A 17,966-nucleotide genomic window follows, 5' to 3' on the forward strand; every position below is an offset into this window, starting at 1 on the left:
TTTTTCGATAGTAAAAATACAACATCCACTGTATGTGGTCTAATAAGTCAAAACCTTATAATCCCAAATTATCACCATATGAGAGATAAATTAAATTTATATCCCTCCTTGTAATTATTCTTAGTTTTATATCGTTATTTAACTTTAGTGAAAAAATCAAAAAAAATTATATTTAACTTAGCTCAATATAGTGTATTAATCCTTCTCTTATAATGTGTTAACTTAATTAAAAAAATTAAATACTTTAAAATTTAATTATATTTTACCAAATTTTACAAAACTTGTTTATTTTAATAAATAGTTTCAAAATACTCTCCAATTGAGTAATTGGTAATTCCACCTACTCAATAAAAATAAATAATTATCTTTTGGAGAAAAACAAATGAAAAAGAACTTACTTGCATCATTAATTGCTGCAACCTCAATCTTTGCTGTTAATAATGCATTAGCAGCAGATGGTACTATCGATTTTACAGGTGAAATCATCGACCAAGCATGCGAATTAGCAGCTGGCTCTGATGCACTAAAAGTAAACTTAGGACAAGTATCTAAAAAAGCATTACCAAACGCAGGAAGTACAGCGGCAGCAACTAAATTTACGATTAAATTAATTAATTGCCCTGCTACAGTAACAACGGCTTCAGTAAAATTTGATGCTGATTCTTATATTGGTGATGATGAAGTTATTAAATTAAAAGAAGAAACTGGCGTTGCAACTGGCGTTGGAATTCAAATTACTGATGATACGAATAAAATTGTTCCATTATTTACTGCCTCTAAAGCATATCCATTACAACAAAATGTGGAAAATAATTTAGATTTCAGAGCACGTTATATTGCTAAGTCTGACACAGTGACTCCTGGTCCTGCAAATGCGACAGCAACTTTCACAATCAATTATAACTAAGTAATAAATAAGGTTTAAAAGGACTTAAGCCTTATCTAATAATAATCAATGGTGGTATTATGAAATCTATTATCTATATTTTCATTTCCTTACTTACGCTAATAAATACTGCGAATGCTGGTGTTATTATTGGTGGAACCCGTGTTATTTATAATGAGGGAAACAAAGATGTCAGCATCAGCGTAGAAAATCCAGATAAAATCCCTTATTTGATTCAATCTTGGATAGATAATATAGATGAAAAAAAACAGTCTGATTTTTCTATCACACCACCATTATTTAGGCTAAATGCAGATAGAACTAATGCGCTTAGAATATTTTTAACAGAAAATAAATTACCTAATGATAGAGAGTCATTGTTCTGGTTAAATATAAAAACTATTCCAGCAACAGAAAGAACAGAGAACTCATTACAAATTGCCTTTAAAACGCAAATGAAATTAATTTATCGCCCTAAAACATTAAAAGATGTTAATTTTATTGAAGAGCAAAAAAAATTAGTGTGGTCTAAATCTGGAAATAAAATTACGGTTAAAAACCCAACACCTTATTTTATGAATTTCCAGAGCATCAGCTTTAACGGAACAAAGGCTAATGATGTTTCTTATGCGGCACCTTTCTCAAGTGCGACTTTCGAGGTTAATAACTCAAATACTAATGGAACAATTAAATGGGAAGTTATTAATGATTATGGTGCAGCACCAGAAGCACTCGAAAAGAAAATATAAAACTATAAAATAAGTTGGGCTTTATCATGAAAATAAATAAAATATCTCTAGGCCTACTATTATATTTAGGCTATACCGCATCGCTATATGCTGAAGAAAAAACAGAAAATAATGTCTACTTTGATCCTGACTTTTTAGAGCTACCGAATAAAGATTCGGTTGATTTGTCACAGTTCGAGAATAATGAGCAATTAGCCGGTGACTACTATGTTGATATTTATGTCAACACCAACTTAATTGGTGCTAAAAATCTTAAATTTGAAAAAAATAGCCGTAACCAATTAGTTCCATGTTTATCACTTGCTGATATTAAAGAGTTTGGTATCAAAACAGCGGAATACCCTGAATTACAAACCGCAGGAAGTCACTGTGTAAACCTTGCAGCGATCCCTGATGCCACAAGTAATTTTGAGTTTGATTCTCAACGTTTATATTTAAGCATCCCCCAAATCGCATTGGATAGAAACCCAAGGGGTTACGTTGACTTAGCCAATATCGATAATGGCATCAACGCACTGCTATTAAATTACAGCTATAACGGCTCTAAAAATTACGATCGTAAAAGTAGTGGTTCGGATAACACATCCCATTATGTAAATTTAAGACCTGGCTTAAATATTGGAGCATGGCGGCTACGCAATTACACAACATGGTCAAGTAGTACCGACCAATCCGGTAAATGGGATACCATCTATACCTACGCATCACGCGGTATTAATAGCATCAAAAGTCAGTTGACCTTGGGGGATAGTGTCTCACCTTCGATGGTTTTTGATAGCGTGCCATTTCGGGGTGCTCAGCTTGCGACAGATGATGATATGTCCCCTGAGAGTTTACGCGGCTATGCGCCCGTTGTACGTGGGATTGCTCGTAGCAACGCACAGGTGACGATCCGCCAAAATGGTTACATTATCTACCAAACCGAGGTGGCTGCGGGCCCTTTTGAAATCAACGACTTATACCCAACAGGGGGAAGCGGTGATTTGCATGTCACCATCAAAGAATCCAACGGTAGCGAGCAATATCAAATCGTTCCTTTTGCTTCATTACCTGTATTACAACGTGAAGGATATTTTTCTTATAGCGTAACGGGCGGGGAATACCGCGCTTATGACAGTAGCATTGATAAAACAAAATTTGGCCAATTTACCTTAATCTATGGTCTACCGTATGGTATTACCGCTTATGGTGGTAGCCAAGTGAGTGAGCATTACCAATCTTACTCCATCGGTACAGGCCAAAACCTTGGGCGATTTGGTGCGTTATCCATTGACGTTACCCATGCAAATTCAACGCTAAGTAATGACGTTAAGGAAAAAGGCCAATCATACCGTTTCCGCTATAACAAAAATATCAACGATATTGGTACTAATATCGCATTGGCTGGTTATCGTTATTCCACTAAAGGTTTTTACAGTTTAGCGGAAGTCTTTGACGGCTATAGAAATACAAACTATATCCCTGAAATTGAACGCCGCCGTAATCGTGGTGAGATCACCCTCAGCCAAAACTTAGGGGATAACTTTGGTTCAATCTCTGTAGGCTATATCAATGAAGACTACTGGAATAGTGACCGTAAAACTCAATCTGCTACAGTAGGTTATAACAATAGTTGGCAAGGCATCAGTTATAGTTTGAATTATACCTATAATAAAAATACTAATAGCTACTCATATACTTCCGGTAGCCGTACGAAAAGTGAAGATGATCATCAGCTTGCCTTCTCTATCAGTGTGCCATTTACCGTGTTTGATAACACCTTCTATTACAACTTTAACAGTAATAGTAGCAGCAACGGCCCAAGCACAGGCAGTATTGGGCTTTCTGCTTCACAACTTAATAACCGCTTAAATTGGAGCATGCAGCAGGGTTTCACCACTCAAGAACAAGGTACTAGCGGTAATATGAACGCTTCTTATAAAGGCCAATATGGTGAAATTTCAGGTGGAACAGGCTATAGCAAAGACAACTATAACCTCTATTACGGTGTTAATGGTAGCTTAGTGGCTCACTCTGGCGGCCTTGTACTCGGTCAACAATTAGGCGAAACCGCGGCTATTGTTGAAATCCCAGATGCAGGTGATGTACCAGTATTAAACCAAGCAGGGGTTGTCACTAATAACCAAGGTTATGCACTCGTGCCTTATATCACGGCTTATCGTAAAAATGTGATTGATATTGATACTTCTGAACTACCTGAAAATACGGAAATGGAGTTAACCAGCCAAAGTGTTGCACCAAGCCGTGGCGCTCTAGTGAAAGCCAGCTTTGCCGCAAATGTCGGGTACCGAGCCATCATGATATTAACCTTTGCTGATGGTAACCCCGTACCTTTTGGTGCTCAGGCGATATTTAAAGATAATCCTCAGCTAAATAATATAGTGGGCAATGATGGCGAAATTTATTTATCTGGTTTAGCTGAAAATGGCAGCTTTACCATTCAATATAACGATAAACAACAATGCCAAGTAAATTATAACTTAGCAGGTATATCGAATTATATGGGGTTATATAAAACAGCTGCAATTTGTAAATAATCGGTGATATAAATGAAAAATTTATTCTATAAGTCTACTTTTATATTTATAAGTCTATTTTTATATTCAAGCTATACAAATGCAGCCTGTATCCAGAATCCAAGATTTAATAATATACAAGTGAATATTCCTACAGCAACTTATAACATTCAGTATGATGATATAACTACCAGAGAATTAGGGGCACTAAGTGTCCGTTATTTATCTGGTTCGATGACAACTACCTATTCTGAAGGAAATGGGAGCTGTGGTATATCTTACTTATATGGTGATTTTATTAATAACTGGGTTCCCAATAATGGTGTTGCAACATCAAATATTCCTGGTATCGGTATTTCAGTTCAAACTGCATCAATAGGTGGAGATTTCAATCGTTGGTTTGGCCCTTCCTCAAGTGGCAAGCAACCATGGGAAATATCAGATACCGTTTGGTATATTAAAATAAAAAAAATAGGGCAGGTAACCTCGTCAAATACCCTGCGCTCTGGCCCAGTAGCTCAATTAACTCAAAAAAATCAGACGCCCATTAGCACTTGGTATCTAACAACCTTAAACATGCCTGCAAATGCGATTCGTATCAATGTACTTAGCTGTTCATTAAAGAACAACCAGTCAACCTACAATATTGATATGCAAGATTGGTATGATACACAATTCCCTAATATAGGCTCAACCAGTGCGCCTGTAGATATTCCAATTACCTTAACATGTGCAGCGGGTACCAATATTAAAGCGACGGTCACAAGTTCTAAATATGAAGATACCGCTACAGGAAAATTAGCTCTAACGGGACCTGATAGCGCCACTGGTGTCGCAATACAATTGCTAGATAAAAATAATAACCCGATCAAGTTGAACACTTTAAATAGCCTGCAAAATAATGTGCCGGCTGGTGATTATATGTTTGATTGGAAAGCTCGCTATATCAAAACGGCAGATAACATCACGCCGGGTACAGCGAATGCCTCTGCTACTGTAAATATTCGCTATGAGTAGGAATAAAAAATGAAAAAAATATCTAAAAATTTACTTTTACTTAGTAGCTTAATATTCAGTGGGAATTTATTTGCTGCTAGCACAGTGACATTGAACTTTACCGGAAATATTAGAGCCGCAACTTGCAATATTACCGGTGGGAATAATATTGATATTGACCTGAAAAATATTTCTGCTGATGTATTTCGTAATGCGAGTTCAGGTTCTAACTGGAACACATTTAATATTAGCCTAAATAATTGTTCATCTTTTATTAATCAAGTAAAACTGACGTTTACAGGAACCGCAGATACTGCGGATGCAGCAAGCTTATACAAAAATCAAGGTACGGCTAAAAACTTAGCCGTTCAACTACAAAATGGTAATGGAACAACCGCTTTAGGTAACCAAAAAGTATTACAAGTTCCGACAAATGGGCAAGCGAATATTAATATTCCATTACGCACACGCGCCTTTAGCTCATTAGGTAATGCCACTCCGGGAACTATTTCCGCCAATATTACGGCAACAATTACCTATTTATAAAAGAGAAAATAATATGAGACATTTTATCCTATTACTATCACTAATGAGCTGTTCTTTAACTGCATTTGGGCTAACAGCAAATATTAAAGTGCATGGCGTCGTTATTGCTGCTCCTTGTGAGGTTGAAAAAAATAATTATTTAATCGATTTGAAAAAAATTAATATTTGGAATATCAAAGATACGCAAAAATCTCCGTGGGTTGATTTTTCCGTGAAGCTAAAAAATTGCCCTGTAGGCACCACCAAAGCTGTAATGAAAATATCAGGTACGCCAGACTCAACAATAACTGAACATTTTATTAATAATGGTACGGCGAAAAATGTGGCATTAAATTTAGCCAATACCGGCAATAAAACAACAATAAAAAATGGCGATACCATTACCGCGAATGTTAATACTCAAACGCGAAATGTTGAAATCCCATTATCGGCAAGAGTCTCGGGTTATGGAAGTGGTATGGTTGCAGGTTCATTTAAAAGCCATTTAGAATTTACATTTACATATCAGTAAGTAAGTTTGTTTTAATTATATCAGTTTTAATAGGGGAAAGCGGTATGCCTAATTACTATCTTATATCAAAAATAATTGGCAATAAAATCACCTATTACCGAAAAATGAAAGGCATGACATTAGAAAATTTATCTAATATCGTGGGTGTGAGTGAACAACAACAGTCACGCTATGAGCGTGGTATTAATCGAATTAATATTGATAGGCTTTATCATTACTCTAAGATATTTGAAATTGATATTATGGCTTTTTTTATTTTCAATTCTAGAGAGATCAATGAGATTGAGCATGCAGAAGAAAAATATTTAAATAAAAAAAGTAAATGTTAAGGATATTTTATGACTAAAAAGAAAATTTTACTGGTAATAATAGGCTCGGTTTTTGCTTATTCTGCATATACACAAGCGGCCTGTATTCAAAATCCTAATTTACGGAATGTTGTGGTGAATGTACCAGCAAGAACCTATTCGCTGCAATATGATGATACAGGGGCTCGCGATTTAGCCACTATTCAGGTCAATTTTAAAGGCTCACAAGTCAATACATTTTCAGGCCCAAAAAGTAATGGTCAATGTGGTGATGCCTACTTACACGCTGACTATGTCAATGGTTGGGTACCAAACGGCAATAAAATTGCAGCCAGTAATATACCGGGCATCAGCATTCAAGTGAAAGCAACCAATATCGGTTTTTTAAATACACGTTATGGACCACCAACAGCAGCTAACCCAGCCGCTTGGACTATTGCTAACCCATATTGGACGATTACCATAAAAAAAACAGGACAAGTCACACAAGGGGGAAATTTAAAGGCAGGGCATGTGGGAAGACTAACACAGCGTAACCCTGCGCCACATAACAGTACGTGGAATTTAACATCGCTGAATATTCCAGCAGGTACTATCAAAATTAATGTATTAAAGTGCTCAACAAAAGCGACAAGTTACAATGTTAACTTAGGGACTTGGTATGATACTCAGTTTAAAGCTATTGGCTCTACTAGCAATAGTGTCAATATACCCATTACATTAAGCTGCGCTGCAGGCACCAATCTAAAAGTGACAGTCACAAGTAGTGCTGGGTATGTTGATATCAATACAGGGAAGATTAAATTGTCTGGGCAAGGGCAAGCAACCGGAGTCGCCATTCAATTATTGGATAGAAATAGTAACCCGATAAAGCTCAACTCAAAGTTCACTTTGCAAAACAATGTTGCAGGTGGCGATTATATTTTTAATTGGAAAGCTAGATATATTAAGACTGCTAATAATATAACTGCAGGAACTGCAAACTCAACAGCTTCGGTTAACATAAGATATGAATAAATAGCATCCAACATTAATCATAAAAAGATATTAATTTATTTATAACTTGATTTTTATTGCTAACATCGAAAAATATCATCGAACAATTGATAAATAGCAAATTTACTATTTTATTAAAATGGTTAAGATAGAGAGGTAATCTTTCATCGTGTTTAGTTAGAAATAAAAAATATAATTATAGGAGTATATATGCCTTATTCAACATCTCACCTAATTGGCAAAAAAATACTTTATTATCGGAAAACGAATGGACTTTCAGTTAATGAACTATCCGAGGTTATTGGCATCAGCCCACAACAACAGTCACGATATGAAAGAGGAGTAAATAGAATTACTTTAGATAGATTGTTCCAGTATGCAACGTATTTTGAAATTGATATTAAAACCTTCTTTCAGTCCCATGATTTTTAATAAATTAAGTAATAATACATATCACTAGAAGATCCAATTACATTAAAAATATTTAATTATATTAACATTATAATATTTAAAATAAATTAGAGAGAAAATCATGAAACGAAAAATATCTAAATCCGTCGGTTTAAAAATAAGATCATTAAGAGAAAGTCACGGAATGAGTGGTAAAGATTTAAGCATATTGTTAGGCATTAGCCAACAACACCAATCACGCTATGAAAATGGCGAGGTTAATATTCATGTCGATACTATTTACCAGTTGGCACAAATATTTAATGTTTCGCCGACCTATTTCTTTACTGAAACCATTACGGATATTAATAGTACAGAGCTCTCTGTTAATAAAAAGAATTATTTCTCTGCTGAAGCTTTGGTATTCTAACCTCTAAATATGAGCATTATAATATGCCAATAAATTAAATATCGGTGCTATTTCTATTTATAGTATAGCACCGACTTATTATTCTTTTTTAGACTCCTCCACCAACCAATGACAAAATATCGCCATTGCTGGTGTCATGACTCTCGACTTTAAACGGCTCAACCAATATCCACCCAGTGTTACAGATATATCAAAAGGTTGAACTAACGCCCCAGCACTTAATTCATGACTAAACATGCAACTTGGCACCAATGCTATACTGTCGGTTAATAACGCAGCCTCAACCATTAAACGTGATGAATCAAATACAGGGCCTTTGACACGCCAAGGTTCAATCTCCGCAGCTAAAAACCATTTTTCCCATTCATCTTTACGATATGAACGCATTAACTGGTGGGATTTTAAATCTAATGGATGTTTGAGCTGGCTCGCGACTTTCTCTGAACAAAGTACAGTATGAGCCGTTGAAAATAGAGGAATATTTTCAACCAGTGGCCATAAGCCCTCCCCAAAGCGAATAGCAAAATCAACGCCTTCGGCAGCGAGATTCACCACATTGTTATGAGTCATAATGCGTAAATCAATATAAGGGTATAGTTCCGAGAATTGGGTTAATCTTGGCAATAACCAGCCCACAGCAAATGTACCGACCACTGAAATACTTAAAGCTTCTCGATAATGGCCATCTTCAAATTGCAATAGTAGTGACTCAATCTGGTCAAAAGAGCGGCTCAATACGGGTAGCAATGCAAGCCCTTCATCAGTTAATGCAAGCCCTCGAGGTAAGCGAATAAAGAGTTCTAGTCCCAGCTGCTCCTCTAACAACCTAACTTGTTGACTAACAGCTGCCTGAGTGACATTCAACTCTATTCCTGCTCGTGTAAAACTTAAATGCCGCGCTGAAGCTTCGAATGCCCTAAGCGCATTGAGTGGAAGCCGATGACGATAATTTTCTGCCATAAGATTTCCTTTTACCTCATCGAATTTTATATCGTTTTAAATAATGGCCGAAAGCATGCATACTGCTTGGCAGTCGCGGTTTAACCGCCTAATAGCCTATATTAAAGCACTTTAAATTTACAATGAAGTGCTTTCAATTCCTGTTAGCAATAACTTAAACTTGTACTTATTGGAATAACTCTATGAAAACTCTTTTTCGTCAGGGGCGAATTTTTGTCGCACTGAGTTTGGCGTTAACCACGCTATCCGCTAATGCGTTCACTCAAAAGGATGTGGATGACATTATTAAACCTCTGATGGAACAAAAACAGATCCCAGGGATGTCTGTCGCAATTTCCGTTGAAGGGAAACACTATATTTATCACTATGGTGTGCAGTCTAAGCAAAGCTTAGTACCTGTCAGTGATGAGACTTTATTTGAGATTGGTTCTTTGTCTAAAACCTTTACTGCCACACTCGCAGCCTATGCACAAGACCAAGGAAAACTCGATTTTTCGCAAAAGGTAAGCCACTATCTTCCTGAATTAAAAGGGTCTGCTTTTGACCAAGTCACAGTAATGAACTTGGCTACTCACACTTCCGGTTTATCGTTATTTGTGCCTGATAGCATTACTAATTCAGCGGAATTAATCCGTTATTACCAACATTGGAAACCGACCAAAGCCATTGGGCAATATCGCTCTTATTCAAATCTTGGCGTGGGGCTACTCGGTATCGTTACCGCTAAACAACTCAAAATGCCATTTGAGCAAGCGATGGAAAAATTAATGTTGCCTGCACTTGGGCTAAAACATACCTATATTCATGTCCCTAAAAACCAACAGAAAAATTATGCTCAAGGTTATAATAAGCACGATCAGCCCATTCGTGTGGCACCACAAATTTTAGATGCTGAATCTTATGGTTTGAAATCTAATGCTAAAGATCTAATTCGCTTCTTAGATATTAATATGCAAACGAAGAAAGTCGCTAAGCCATGGCAAGAAGCCGTAGAGAACACCCATACTGGGTTCTATATGACCGATTCATTTATGCAAGATATGATGTGGGAAAGCTATTCATGGCCAGTATCTCTTGCTCAATTACAGCAAGGTAACCGAAATGAAATGGCGCTCACACCGCAAAAAGTTGAAGCTATCCATCCTGTAATGCCACCTGAAACACAGGCTTTTTACAATAAAACAGGTTCAACCAATGGTTTTGCAACCTATGCGGCATTTATTCCGGAAAACCAAGTGGGTATTATTATTTTATCCAACAAATGGTATCCAATCCCTGACCGCATCACTGCGGCCTACCAGCTAATCGAAAAAGCGAAACACTAGCCCACGCAGAACATCCAATGTTCTAAATAATCAGATAACGAACCAGTAATACTCAAAATAGTTCGTGCTAGAGCAAGGCGTCGAAATAAAGACAGCGCGGGTCACATACACTAAGTATGTGACCCGTGTGACTGAATGAAGACAACAATGCGACAGTACGAAAAATAAAGAGCATTTAGATGACACGGGAAAACTGCCGCTGCCTCATCTGACTACGTAAGTAAACATCAAAACACATACAAATATTACGAATAAGTAAACGCCCTTGCGGCGTAACTTTAATACCTCTGTCTGTCATTTCAACCAACCCGTCTTCTGCCATTGGCTTCAATAGCTCTAAATCCTCTTTAAAATAAGATTTAAAGTCAATTGGATAGATTGCTTCAATTTGTGCAAAATCCAATTGGAAGTTACAGATTAAGGTTTTAATAACATCACGGCGCAAGCAATCATCATCGGTTAAGACGAGACCTCGCCACAGCGCTTGGCCTTGCTCTTCAACTTGCGCATAATAGGTTTTCAAATCTTTCTGATTTTGCGCGTAGTTATCGCCTAACATACTGATCGCAGAAACGCCTAATCCTAATAAATCACAGTCGCCTTGAGTCGTATAACCTTGGAAATTACGGTGTAAAACCCCTTCTCGTTGGGCCACAGCGAGCTCATCTTCAGGGCGAGCAAAGTGGTCCATACCAATAAATTGATAGCCATCTCTGGTGAGGGTTGCGATTGTGTCTTGCAGAATATCGAGTTTTTGCTCTGCACTTGGTAAATCAGCATCTTTAATTTTACGCTGCGCCGCAAATAAATTAGGCAAATGCGCGTAATTAAACACACTTAAGCGATCTGGTGATAATTCAGCCACTTTCTTTAAGGTAAATGCAAAGCTTTCAGGAGTTTGTTTAGGTAAACCATAAATCAAATCAATACTCGTTGAGGTAAAACCCGTTTCTTTGGCTCGTTTAATTAGGGCAAAAATAAATTCTTCGTCCTGTTCACGGTTAACCAGCACCTGAACTTCTTTATTAAAATCCTGAACTCCCATGCTTAAGCGGTTAAACCCTTCATCGCGCAGATGGTCTATCATATCCAGTTCAATTTCACGCGGGTCGACTTCGATGGACATTTCAACATCATCCGCAAAATGAAAATGCTTTTTCAATAAACCAACCAAATGGCTGACTTGAGCTTTATCGAGGTAAGTCGGAGTACCACCGCCCCAATGCATCTGGGTCACAATACGACCTTTTAATAAAGCTGCGCGCTGAATAATTTCTTGTTCAATTACTTTAAGATATTCATCGGCTTTATGTTTTTGGCGTGTCACTAATTTATTACAGCCACAGAAATAACAAAGTTTATGGCAAAAAGGGATATGGACATAGAGCGATAAAGGTCGATCAGGATAACGTTGTGTTGCTTGAACAAACGCATTATCATCATAATCTTGATTGAATTCCAAGGCGGTAGGATACGAGGTATAACGAGGCCCTGAATAATTGTATTTTTGAATGAGAGAAAGATCCCAAACAATATTTTGCTCTGACATAACATTCCTCAATTGACCAAAAGCTCAAACTATAACGATGACTTCACTCTATTTAATTTGTTATTCGATGAGAGTGAAAATTTTATAACCTGCATAAGCATTATAGACTCTAAATATTTCAAGTTGCAGCTAGGCGACAAGTGAATGAGTCCCTAGGAGTATACATAAGTATGAGACTCGTGCGAATGAACATAGTCAACAACGCTGCAGCTTTGAATATGACGAGTATAAATATGTTAGCGAAAAGAGACTTGATGCAACATCAAAGAAAAGTGAGTTAGCAGAAAAAATAACCAAATCCCCCGCTAGCACGAGGGATCTTTTAAACGAAATTATTTACTTTTTAAGATGCGCATAATGTCATCAAGTTTTTCTTCGTCTTCTTCCTCTTCTTCTTCGCTATATTCAATACCGAGAATATTCATCAGTTCATCAATACGGTCTAAACAGGTATCAACATACTGCTGTTCTTGCGCAGTGATAGTTTCGCCATCCTCCAGACGCGCCAAAATGCTATCTAGGCGGTCATCGCTTTCTAGCATTTCCAACTCTTTTTCTGGCGTCAATTTTTCTTTAGCGACTGGCATCTCTTTCACCACTGGACGCGCTACAGGTTTGTTATCATCCACAACTAATGGAATCGGTTTTTTGCTACCAATACGCGGGTCTGTGGTGGTAGATTGCCCACCTTTAGCATTGTTAGAAGCAGATTCTTGGTTACGGCTACCAGATTTATGACCACGATGTTTTTTCTCGCGCTTACGCTCACGGCCTTCAGCATTTATCTCTTCTTTAGTTTTACGGTATTTTTTCTTTGGCTTAGCAGCCGGTTTTTTTGGTGCATTCATGGTCTGATACCTTGATAAAGTCAGTTTCTGCTGCGAAATCTAGCAGGATCCCATAAAGGGGGAAAGCACTAGTTTGCAATTTCAGCGGATTTTTTACTCCACCCTGCCTTCGCAATAGTACTTTAATGATTATACCTTAAATAATTTGAGTTGCATGCAAGTAACAAGACGGGAAAGCCATCTGAAGGGGGATTAATCTTCCAAGTGGTTTTACCTAAAAAAATAGAGAGCCATCTTGAGAAATATTCTAAATAATTCAAGTTGTGGCTAGGCGTCAATCGAGGTTATCTCGGGGAGCATACATAAGTATGTGACCCGAGTAGCCGAGTGAAGACAACAACGCCAAAGCTTGAAGTATGACGAATATTAATACGCTAAATAGTTTGAGCTGTAGCAAGGCGGCAAGAGTTGCTAATCCCTAGGAGCATACAAAAGTATGTGACTAGGGTTAGCAAACGCAGCCAACACCGCTACAGTTCAAAATATAAAGCGTATTTTAGGCGTCGACGAGCACCATTTTTAGTAGGAACATCGCCGCCACTAAAATCACACACAGCCCCAAATCACGCCAGCGGCCTGTACCAATTTTCATTGCACAGTACGCAATAAAGCCTAGTGCGATACCTTCTGTGATTGAGAAGCTAAATGGCATCATCACTGCGGTAATAAATGCGGGTACAGACTCAGTTAAGTCATCCCATTTCACGCGGGTTAAACTTGAAGTCATCAACACGCCCACGTAAATCAAGGCACCCGCAGTTGCATAAGCAGGAACCATACCGGCAAGAGGAGAGATAAACATGGTCAATAGAAATAGAATACCAACGACAATCGCAGTTAAACCTGTACGCCCACCAACAGAAACACCAGAAGAACTTTCAATATAGGCGGTGACAGAAGATGTCCCCATCGCTGAACCTGCAACAGAGCTCAAGCTGTCCACATATAACGCTTGCTTCATCCGTGGGAAAGTTCCGCGTTCATTTGTGATACCAGCTTTGTCAGTCACACCTATCATGGTGCCTGATGAGTCAAACAGGTTTACTAACATAAAGGCAAAAATCACACCGGATAACGCTAAGTCTAAAGAGCCAGCGAAATCAACCTGCCCGACGACACTCGTGATACTTGGCGGCATTGAGAATATCCCAGAATATTTCACATCCCCCAGAGCTAGGCCAATCAAGGTGGTCACTGCAATAGAAACTAATACCGCGGCATGAATATTACGAGCCGCTAAGATTGCAATAATAAAGAACCCGAGGGCTCCCAGCCAAACATTATGGTGAGTCAAGTTACCGATAGAGACTAACGTGTCTGGATTAGCGACAATAATACCGGAGTTTTTCAGCCCCATCATCGCAATAAATAGGCCGATACCACTGGTGATCCCGACGCGAAGACTAAGCGGGATATTGGCGATAATCCAATAACGGATACGGAATAATGTCAGAATAAATAACCCGACTGCCCCCCAAAATACGGCCCCCATTGCAACTTGCCATGAATAGCCCATCGCGCCAACTACAACGAAAGCAAAAAAAGCATTCAGCCCCATAGCAGGTGCTACTGCAATCGGTAAATTTGCCAACAGCCCCATCAAAATACTACCAATAGCCGCAATCAAACAGGTGGTGACAAACACAGCTTTGATATCCATGCCTGCAACTGAGAGAATTTGAGGGTTAACAAAGACGATATATACCATCGTTAGGAAGGTGGTGAAGCCTGCAACAACTTCTGTCCGTGCTGTCGTGCCGTGCTCTTGCAATTTAAAAACACGCTGAAACAAGCCCTGCGGTTGTGCCGAGCTAGAAGATTGATTACTCATTAGATATTGCGCCCAAAAAAAGTTTTTTTCGCCCTATACTACAATTAAAAATCACAAAAGAAAACGATTGCGTAAACTATAAGGGGCAAAAATGTCCTAACTAACTGATACGCCAAGATGAAATAATAATAGAAACCAAAATAGTGGAGTGAAAAAGTGGTGAGTATTTCACCACCACTTTTGATTTAGGAAAGTGCTAACAATTTTTGTCGGCGCCAAAACAATAAACGATGTTTCGCAGCCAGTTTCTGGGGTTGATGTTGCACGCTCAGCTTTGTCGCCACCCTATTCGCAATAATTTCTACCGCAAAACACATCACAAAATAAATAAATGCTACGAATAAGAAAACTTCGAGAGGATAAACCATTTCACGGTTATTCACTTGGGTTGCTAAGAAAGAAAGCTCCGCAACACCAACAACATAGGCTAATGAGGTATCTTTAATTAATGCTACCCACTGGTTAATAAATGAAGGAACCATCATACGTAAGGCCTGTGGCAATACGACATTCCACAATACCTGCCAGCGGCTAAACCCCAAAGATAACCCTGCCTGCCACTGCCCTGCTCCTATCGCTAAAATGCCGGCTTTCACGGCATGAGCCAAATATGCAGAAGTAATTAATGCCAATGCACAGACGACTGTTGCAATACCCGGAATTTCCATACCCAATAAGATTGGCAACAGAAAATAGGTCCAAAAAATTAACATAATGACCGGAATTGCACGGAAAAAACCTAAAATCGCCGCAAATAGGTTAACCCAGAAGCCCCGCAGCATGGCTAAAGCTATTCCGCCCAATGTTCCTAATACAATAGAAGCCGCACCAGCAAGTAAACTAATGACTAACGTCAGTGCAGCGCCTTCGAGTGGCCCATCTGGAAAAGTACCAAACAATAAATATTGCCAGTTCTGCTCAATAATCGAAAAATCCATCTTATACCCCCTGAGCCAAATTACGCTGTTGACGCCACTGGCCCCAACCTTCCATTACCGCAATAATGGCAATATACAAAACGGTTGCGACACCAAATGCAGCAAAGGTTTGCAGTGTCTGGCTATCAACCTGGCGGGAGACATAAGACAATTCTGCGACGCCTATCGCCATCGTTAATGATGAATTTTTCACCACATTCATATATTGGCCCAGTAGTGGAGGCATCGCGATTTTAACGGCTTGCGGTAATACCACCAGTTTCATGGCCTGCCATGAGGTTAGCCCTAAAGCAAACGCCGCATATTTCTGTCCCTGACGAACGCCACGGATCCCAGCACGAATTTCTTCAGCGATAAACGGCACGGTATAAAGGGTCAAACCGATAAAACCGGCTAAAAATTCAAATGACGGCCAACCCACTGTGATTCCAAGTAAATGGACTTCATGGGGAGTATTGAGCCATTCCATTACAGCAGAGGGTAAAATTTCACCAGAAGCGAAATACCAAAAGAATAACTGCACCAACAAAGGCGTATTTCTGAAAATAGAGATGTAGATACTCACAGCCCAACGCACAAGAGTAATTTGGCTATCCTTTGCTGATGCAACTATAAAACCCAATACAGTGGCTGCAACAATGGTACAAATCGAGATCCAAATAGTGATCAAAAAGCCGTAGCCAAACCATTCTAAATACTGCGGTGCCAAGAAATGGGCAGACCAAAAATCACCATTTAAAAATTTTTCAAACATTGTTCACGACCTATTGCCTTCACAGCTTGTGATTAAAAACTCATCCCTTATAACCAAGAACCCCACACAGAGTGCGGGGCTTCAAATCACTGAGTACTTACCGTTCCCCATTAAGACTGTGGCTGTTGCTCACTCAGTGGTGCGAATTTAAAGTCTCCGCGTGGCTGTGCGGCTTTGGTATCTGGCCCAAACCAACGGTTATAGATCACCTCGGCTTTACCGTCTTTCTCCAGTTTCAACAGTGTTTCGTTGACGTTTTCAACCAAACGCGTTTCACCTTTGCTTGCTGCCAATGCTTGGTATTCTTTCGTCAGGCTAAATGGGGAAATCTCAAAATCTGCTTTCACTTTTTCAGGTAAATTGCCTAATAAGCCCACCAGTTTTGCATCATCTTGTGTGATAGCTTGCACGTTACCATTACGCAGTGCAGCGAAAGCTTGTGGGGTATCGTCATAAGAAATCACTTTAGTCTCAGGGAAACGCTCACGCAGAGTCACTTCCTGCACAGTACCTTTGTCTGCGCCAATACGCAGTGGTTTGATGTCTTCGGGTGTTTTTAATACGCCTTTACGGGCAATAAATTTTTGGCCTGTCGCAAAATCAGGGATTGAGAAATCAACTTGTTTTGCGCGTTCATCTGTAATGGTGAAGTTAGCACCAATCAAGTCAACTTTACCTGAAGTTAGAAGTGGAATGCGATTTGCTGGATTAGTTGGACGAAGCTCAAGTTTTACCCCTAGGCCATCTGCAATTTCTTGCGCAATATCAACATCATAACCCGCTAATTTTTTAGTTTGTGGGTCAATAAAACCAAATGGTGGGTTACTATCAAATACTGAAATGCGGATCACTCCCGCTTGTTTGATATCATCTAATTTATCTGCGCTAGCGACATTCGCTGTCAGCGCTAAACCTGTAAGTAAAACAGTCGTTAGAATACGAGCTTTCATTGAACACCCCTGACGGTAAATTTTTGTAAATCGACCACCACAAGCTATCAACTATTGCTTAGCACTTGAAATAATATTAAATAATATATTTATAACAAAATAGAATATAAAACCACACAAAAAAGGGGCAAACTTTGTACAAAGGCCCCAACATGGTTAAACCATCAATAGACTCTTATTGAGCAAGAAGAAAGTCGGTAGTTTGTGATGCAGTACCACCACAATTTGAAGTAACCCCATGTTCGTGTTGCGGCTAGGCACCAAGCTAGGATATTTCGGGGAGCATACATCAGTATGTGCCCCGAATCGCCGAGCGAAGCCAACACCGCCACCGCTTGAAGTATGACAAACATTCAATACATCAATGCTCTAAATAGTTCGTGTTGTGGCAAGGCGGCAAGCGAGAATATCTCGGGGAGCATACACCAGTATGTGACCCAAGTAGCCGAGCGAAGCCAACACCGCCACCGCTTGAAGTATGAC

18 protein-coding genes are annotated in these 17,966 nt (G+C 39.0%); 11 read left to right on the forward strand and 7 right to left on the reverse strand.

Translation table 11 applies throughout. The features are described from left to right. The first annotated feature begins 382 nt into the window (after positions 1-382). The 10 genes from PSF31_RS08850 (at position 383) to PSF31_RS08895 (ending at position 8,328) form a co-directional block, all read left to right on the forward strand. Positions 383-907 (forward strand): fimbrial protein, encoded by a 525-nt coding sequence (locus tag PSF31_RS08850; RefSeq protein WP_094960816.1) that lies wholly within the window; start codon positions 383-385, stop codon positions 905-907. A gap of 59 nt (positions 908-966) precedes the next feature. After that, complete coding sequence (locus tag PSF31_RS08855) at positions 967-1,635, forward strand: fimbrial biogenesis chaperone (protein ID WP_164561248.1); 669 nt, start codon at positions 967-969, stop codon at positions 1,633-1,635. 26 nt (positions 1,636-1,661) lie between these two features. Further along, entirely contained in the window at positions 1,662-4,172 is a 2,511-nt protein-coding gene (locus PSF31_RS08860; protein ID WP_096863544.1) for a fimbria/pilus outer membrane usher protein, read from the forward strand. A gap of 12 nt (positions 4,173-4,184) precedes the next feature. Beyond that, positions 4,185-5,168, forward strand: a complete 984-nt coding sequence (locus PSF31_RS08865; RefSeq protein ID WP_094960819.1) for a fimbrial protein — start codon at positions 4,185-4,187, stop codon at positions 5,166-5,168. 9 nt (positions 5,169-5,177) lie between these two features. Then, a complete protein-coding gene (locus PSF31_RS08870) occupies positions 5,178-5,693 on the forward strand; it encodes a fimbrial protein (protein WP_004262778.1) in 516 nt (171 codons plus the stop codon). Between the two features lie 13 nt (positions 5,694-5,706). Continuing rightward, positions 5,707-6,204 carry a fimbrial protein gene (locus PSF31_RS08875; protein ID WP_036958601.1) on the forward strand — a complete coding sequence of 166 codons (498 nt, stop codon included), beginning with the start codon at positions 5,707-5,709 and terminating at the stop codon, positions 6,202-6,204. Positions 6,205-6,248: 44 nt separating this feature from the next. Next, positions 6,249-6,533 (forward strand): helix-turn-helix domain-containing protein, encoded by a 285-nt coding sequence (locus PSF31_RS08880; protein WP_004262784.1) that lies wholly within the window; start codon positions 6,249-6,251, stop codon positions 6,531-6,533. Between the two features lie 9 nt (positions 6,534-6,542). Then, positions 6,543-7,529, forward strand: coding sequence for a fimbrial protein (locus tag PSF31_RS08885; protein ID WP_004262787.1), 987 nt, complete (start codon positions 6,543-6,545; stop codon positions 7,527-7,529). A 189-nt stretch (positions 7,530-7,718) separates the two neighbouring features. Further along, positions 7,719-7,940 (forward strand): helix-turn-helix domain-containing protein, encoded by a 222-nt coding sequence (locus tag PSF31_RS08890; protein ID WP_004262791.1) that lies wholly within the window; start codon positions 7,719-7,721, stop codon positions 7,938-7,940. Positions 7,941-8,040: 100 nt separating this feature from the next. Then, positions 8,041-8,328, forward strand: coding sequence for a helix-turn-helix domain-containing protein (locus PSF31_RS08895; RefSeq protein ID WP_004262793.1), 288 nt, complete (start codon positions 8,041-8,043; stop codon positions 8,326-8,328). 78 nt (positions 8,329-8,406) lie between these two features. Here PSF31_RS08895 and PSF31_RS08900 read toward each other — a convergent pair whose 3' ends face one another. After that, positions 8,407-9,288, reverse strand: coding sequence for a LysR family transcriptional regulator (locus PSF31_RS08900; RefSeq protein ID WP_096863543.1), 882 nt, complete (start codon positions 9,286-9,288; stop codon positions 8,407-8,409). Between the two features lie 182 nt (positions 9,289-9,470). Here PSF31_RS08900 and ampC(Phz) point away from each other — a divergent pair, with 182 nt between their 5' ends. Beyond that, entirely contained in the window at positions 9,471-10,613 is a 1,143-nt protein-coding gene (ampC(Phz), locus tag PSF31_RS08905) for a class C beta-lactamase AmpC(Phz) (RefSeq protein WP_232062756.1), read from the forward strand. Between the two features lie 175 nt (positions 10,614-10,788). On the opposite strand, the gene hemN is transcribed toward ampC(Phz), so the two are convergent. The 6 genes from hemN to PSF31_RS08935 all read right to left on the reverse strand — a co-directional run bounded on the left by hemN (position 10,789) and on the right by PSF31_RS08935 (position 17,483). Next, on the reverse strand, positions 10,789-12,162 hold the full coding sequence (gene hemN, locus PSF31_RS08910) for an oxygen-independent coproporphyrinogen III oxidase (protein ID WP_096863542.1): 1,374 nt from the start codon (positions 12,160-12,162) through the stop codon (positions 10,789-10,791). A gap of 332 nt (positions 12,163-12,494) precedes the next feature. After that, complete coding sequence (yihI, locus tag PSF31_RS08915) at positions 12,495-13,010, reverse strand: Der GTPase-activating protein YihI (protein WP_096863541.1); 516 nt, start codon at positions 13,008-13,010, stop codon at positions 12,495-12,497. 496 nt (positions 13,011-13,506) lie between these two features. Beyond that, on the reverse strand, positions 13,507-14,841 hold the full coding sequence (locus PSF31_RS08920) for an NCS2 family permease (protein ID WP_004262814.1): 1,335 nt from the start codon (positions 14,839-14,841) through the stop codon (positions 13,507-13,509). A 185-nt stretch (positions 14,842-15,026) separates the two neighbouring features. Further along, the gene (locus tag PSF31_RS08925) at positions 15,027-15,779 is read right to left on the reverse strand and encodes an amino acid ABC transporter permease (protein WP_096863540.1); all 753 of its coding nucleotides are present in this window, start codon (positions 15,777-15,779) and stop codon (positions 15,027-15,029) included. A 1-nt stretch (position 15,780) separates the two neighbouring features. Next, positions 15,781-16,533: an amino acid ABC transporter permease gene (locus PSF31_RS08930; RefSeq protein ID WP_094960825.1), complete on the reverse strand. Its 753-nt coding sequence runs from the start codon at positions 16,531-16,533 to the stop codon at positions 15,781-15,783. 110 nt (positions 16,534-16,643) lie between these two features. Next, complete coding sequence (locus PSF31_RS08935; protein WP_094960826.1) at positions 16,644-17,483, reverse strand: ABC transporter substrate-binding protein; 840 nt, start codon at positions 17,481-17,483, stop codon at positions 16,644-16,646. Between the last annotated feature and the right edge of the window lie 483 nt (positions 17,484-17,966).

Source organism: Providencia sp. PROV156, from assembly GCF_028480905.1.
In the GTDB taxonomy this organism is placed as follows: domain Bacteria; phylum Pseudomonadota; class Gammaproteobacteria; order Enterobacterales; family Enterobacteriaceae; genus Providencia; species Providencia hangzhouensis.

Bases quoted from the DNA above. Each gene is read 5' to 3' on its own strand.
- PSF31_RS08850 (WP_094960816.1), top strand. From the start codon at position 383: ATGAAAAAGAACTTACTTGCATCATTAATTGCTGCAACCTCAATCTTT.
- PSF31_RS08855 (WP_164561248.1), top strand. From the start codon at position 967: ATGAAATCTATTATCTATATTTTCATTTCCTTACTTACGCTAATAAAT.
- PSF31_RS08860 (WP_096863544.1), top strand. From the start codon at position 1,662: ATGAAAATAAATAAAATATCTCTAGGCCTACTATTATATTTAGGCTAT.
- PSF31_RS08865 (WP_094960819.1), top strand. From the start codon at position 4,185: ATGAAAAATTTATTCTATAAGTCTACTTTTATATTTATAAGTCTATTT.
- PSF31_RS08870 (WP_004262778.1), top strand. From the start codon at position 5,178: ATGAAAAAAATATCTAAAAATTTACTTTTACTTAGTAGCTTAATATTC.
- PSF31_RS08875 (WP_036958601.1), top strand. From the start codon at position 5,707: ATGAGACATTTTATCCTATTACTATCACTAATGAGCTGTTCTTTAACT.
- PSF31_RS08880 (WP_004262784.1), top strand. From the start codon at position 6,249: ATGCCTAATTACTATCTTATATCAAAAATAATTGGCAATAAAATCACC.
- PSF31_RS08885 (WP_004262787.1), top strand. From the start codon at position 6,543: ATGACTAAAAAGAAAATTTTACTGGTAATAATAGGCTCGGTTTTTGCT.
- PSF31_RS08890 (WP_004262791.1), top strand. From the start codon at position 7,719: ATGCCTTATTCAACATCTCACCTAATTGGCAAAAAAATACTTTATTAT.
- PSF31_RS08895 (WP_004262793.1), top strand. From the start codon at position 8,041: ATGAAACGAAAAATATCTAAATCCGTCGGTTTAAAAATAAGATCATTA.
- PSF31_RS08900 (WP_096863543.1), bottom strand. From the start codon at position 9,288: ATGGCAGAAAATTATCGTCATCGGCTTCCACTCAATGCGCTTAGGGCA.
- hemN (WP_096863542.1), bottom strand. From the start codon at position 12,162: ATGTCAGAGCAAAATATTGTTTGGGATCTTTCTCTCATTCAAAAATAC.
- yihI (WP_096863541.1), bottom strand. From the start codon at position 13,010: ATGAATGCACCAAAAAAACCGGCTGCTAAGCCAAAGAAAAAATACCGT.
- PSF31_RS08920 (WP_004262814.1), bottom strand. From the start codon at position 14,841: ATGAGTAATCAATCTTCTAGCTCGGCACAACCGCAGGGCTTGTTTCAG.
- PSF31_RS08925 (WP_096863540.1), bottom strand. From the start codon at position 15,779: ATGGATTTTTCGATTATTGAGCAGAACTGGCAATATTTATTGTTTGGT.
- PSF31_RS08930 (WP_094960825.1), bottom strand. From the start codon at position 16,533: ATGTTTGAAAAATTTTTAAATGGTGATTTTTGGTCTGCCCATTTCTTG.
- PSF31_RS08935 (WP_094960826.1), bottom strand. From the start codon at position 17,483: ATGAAAGCTCGTATTCTAACGACTGTTTTACTTACAGGTTTAGCGCTG.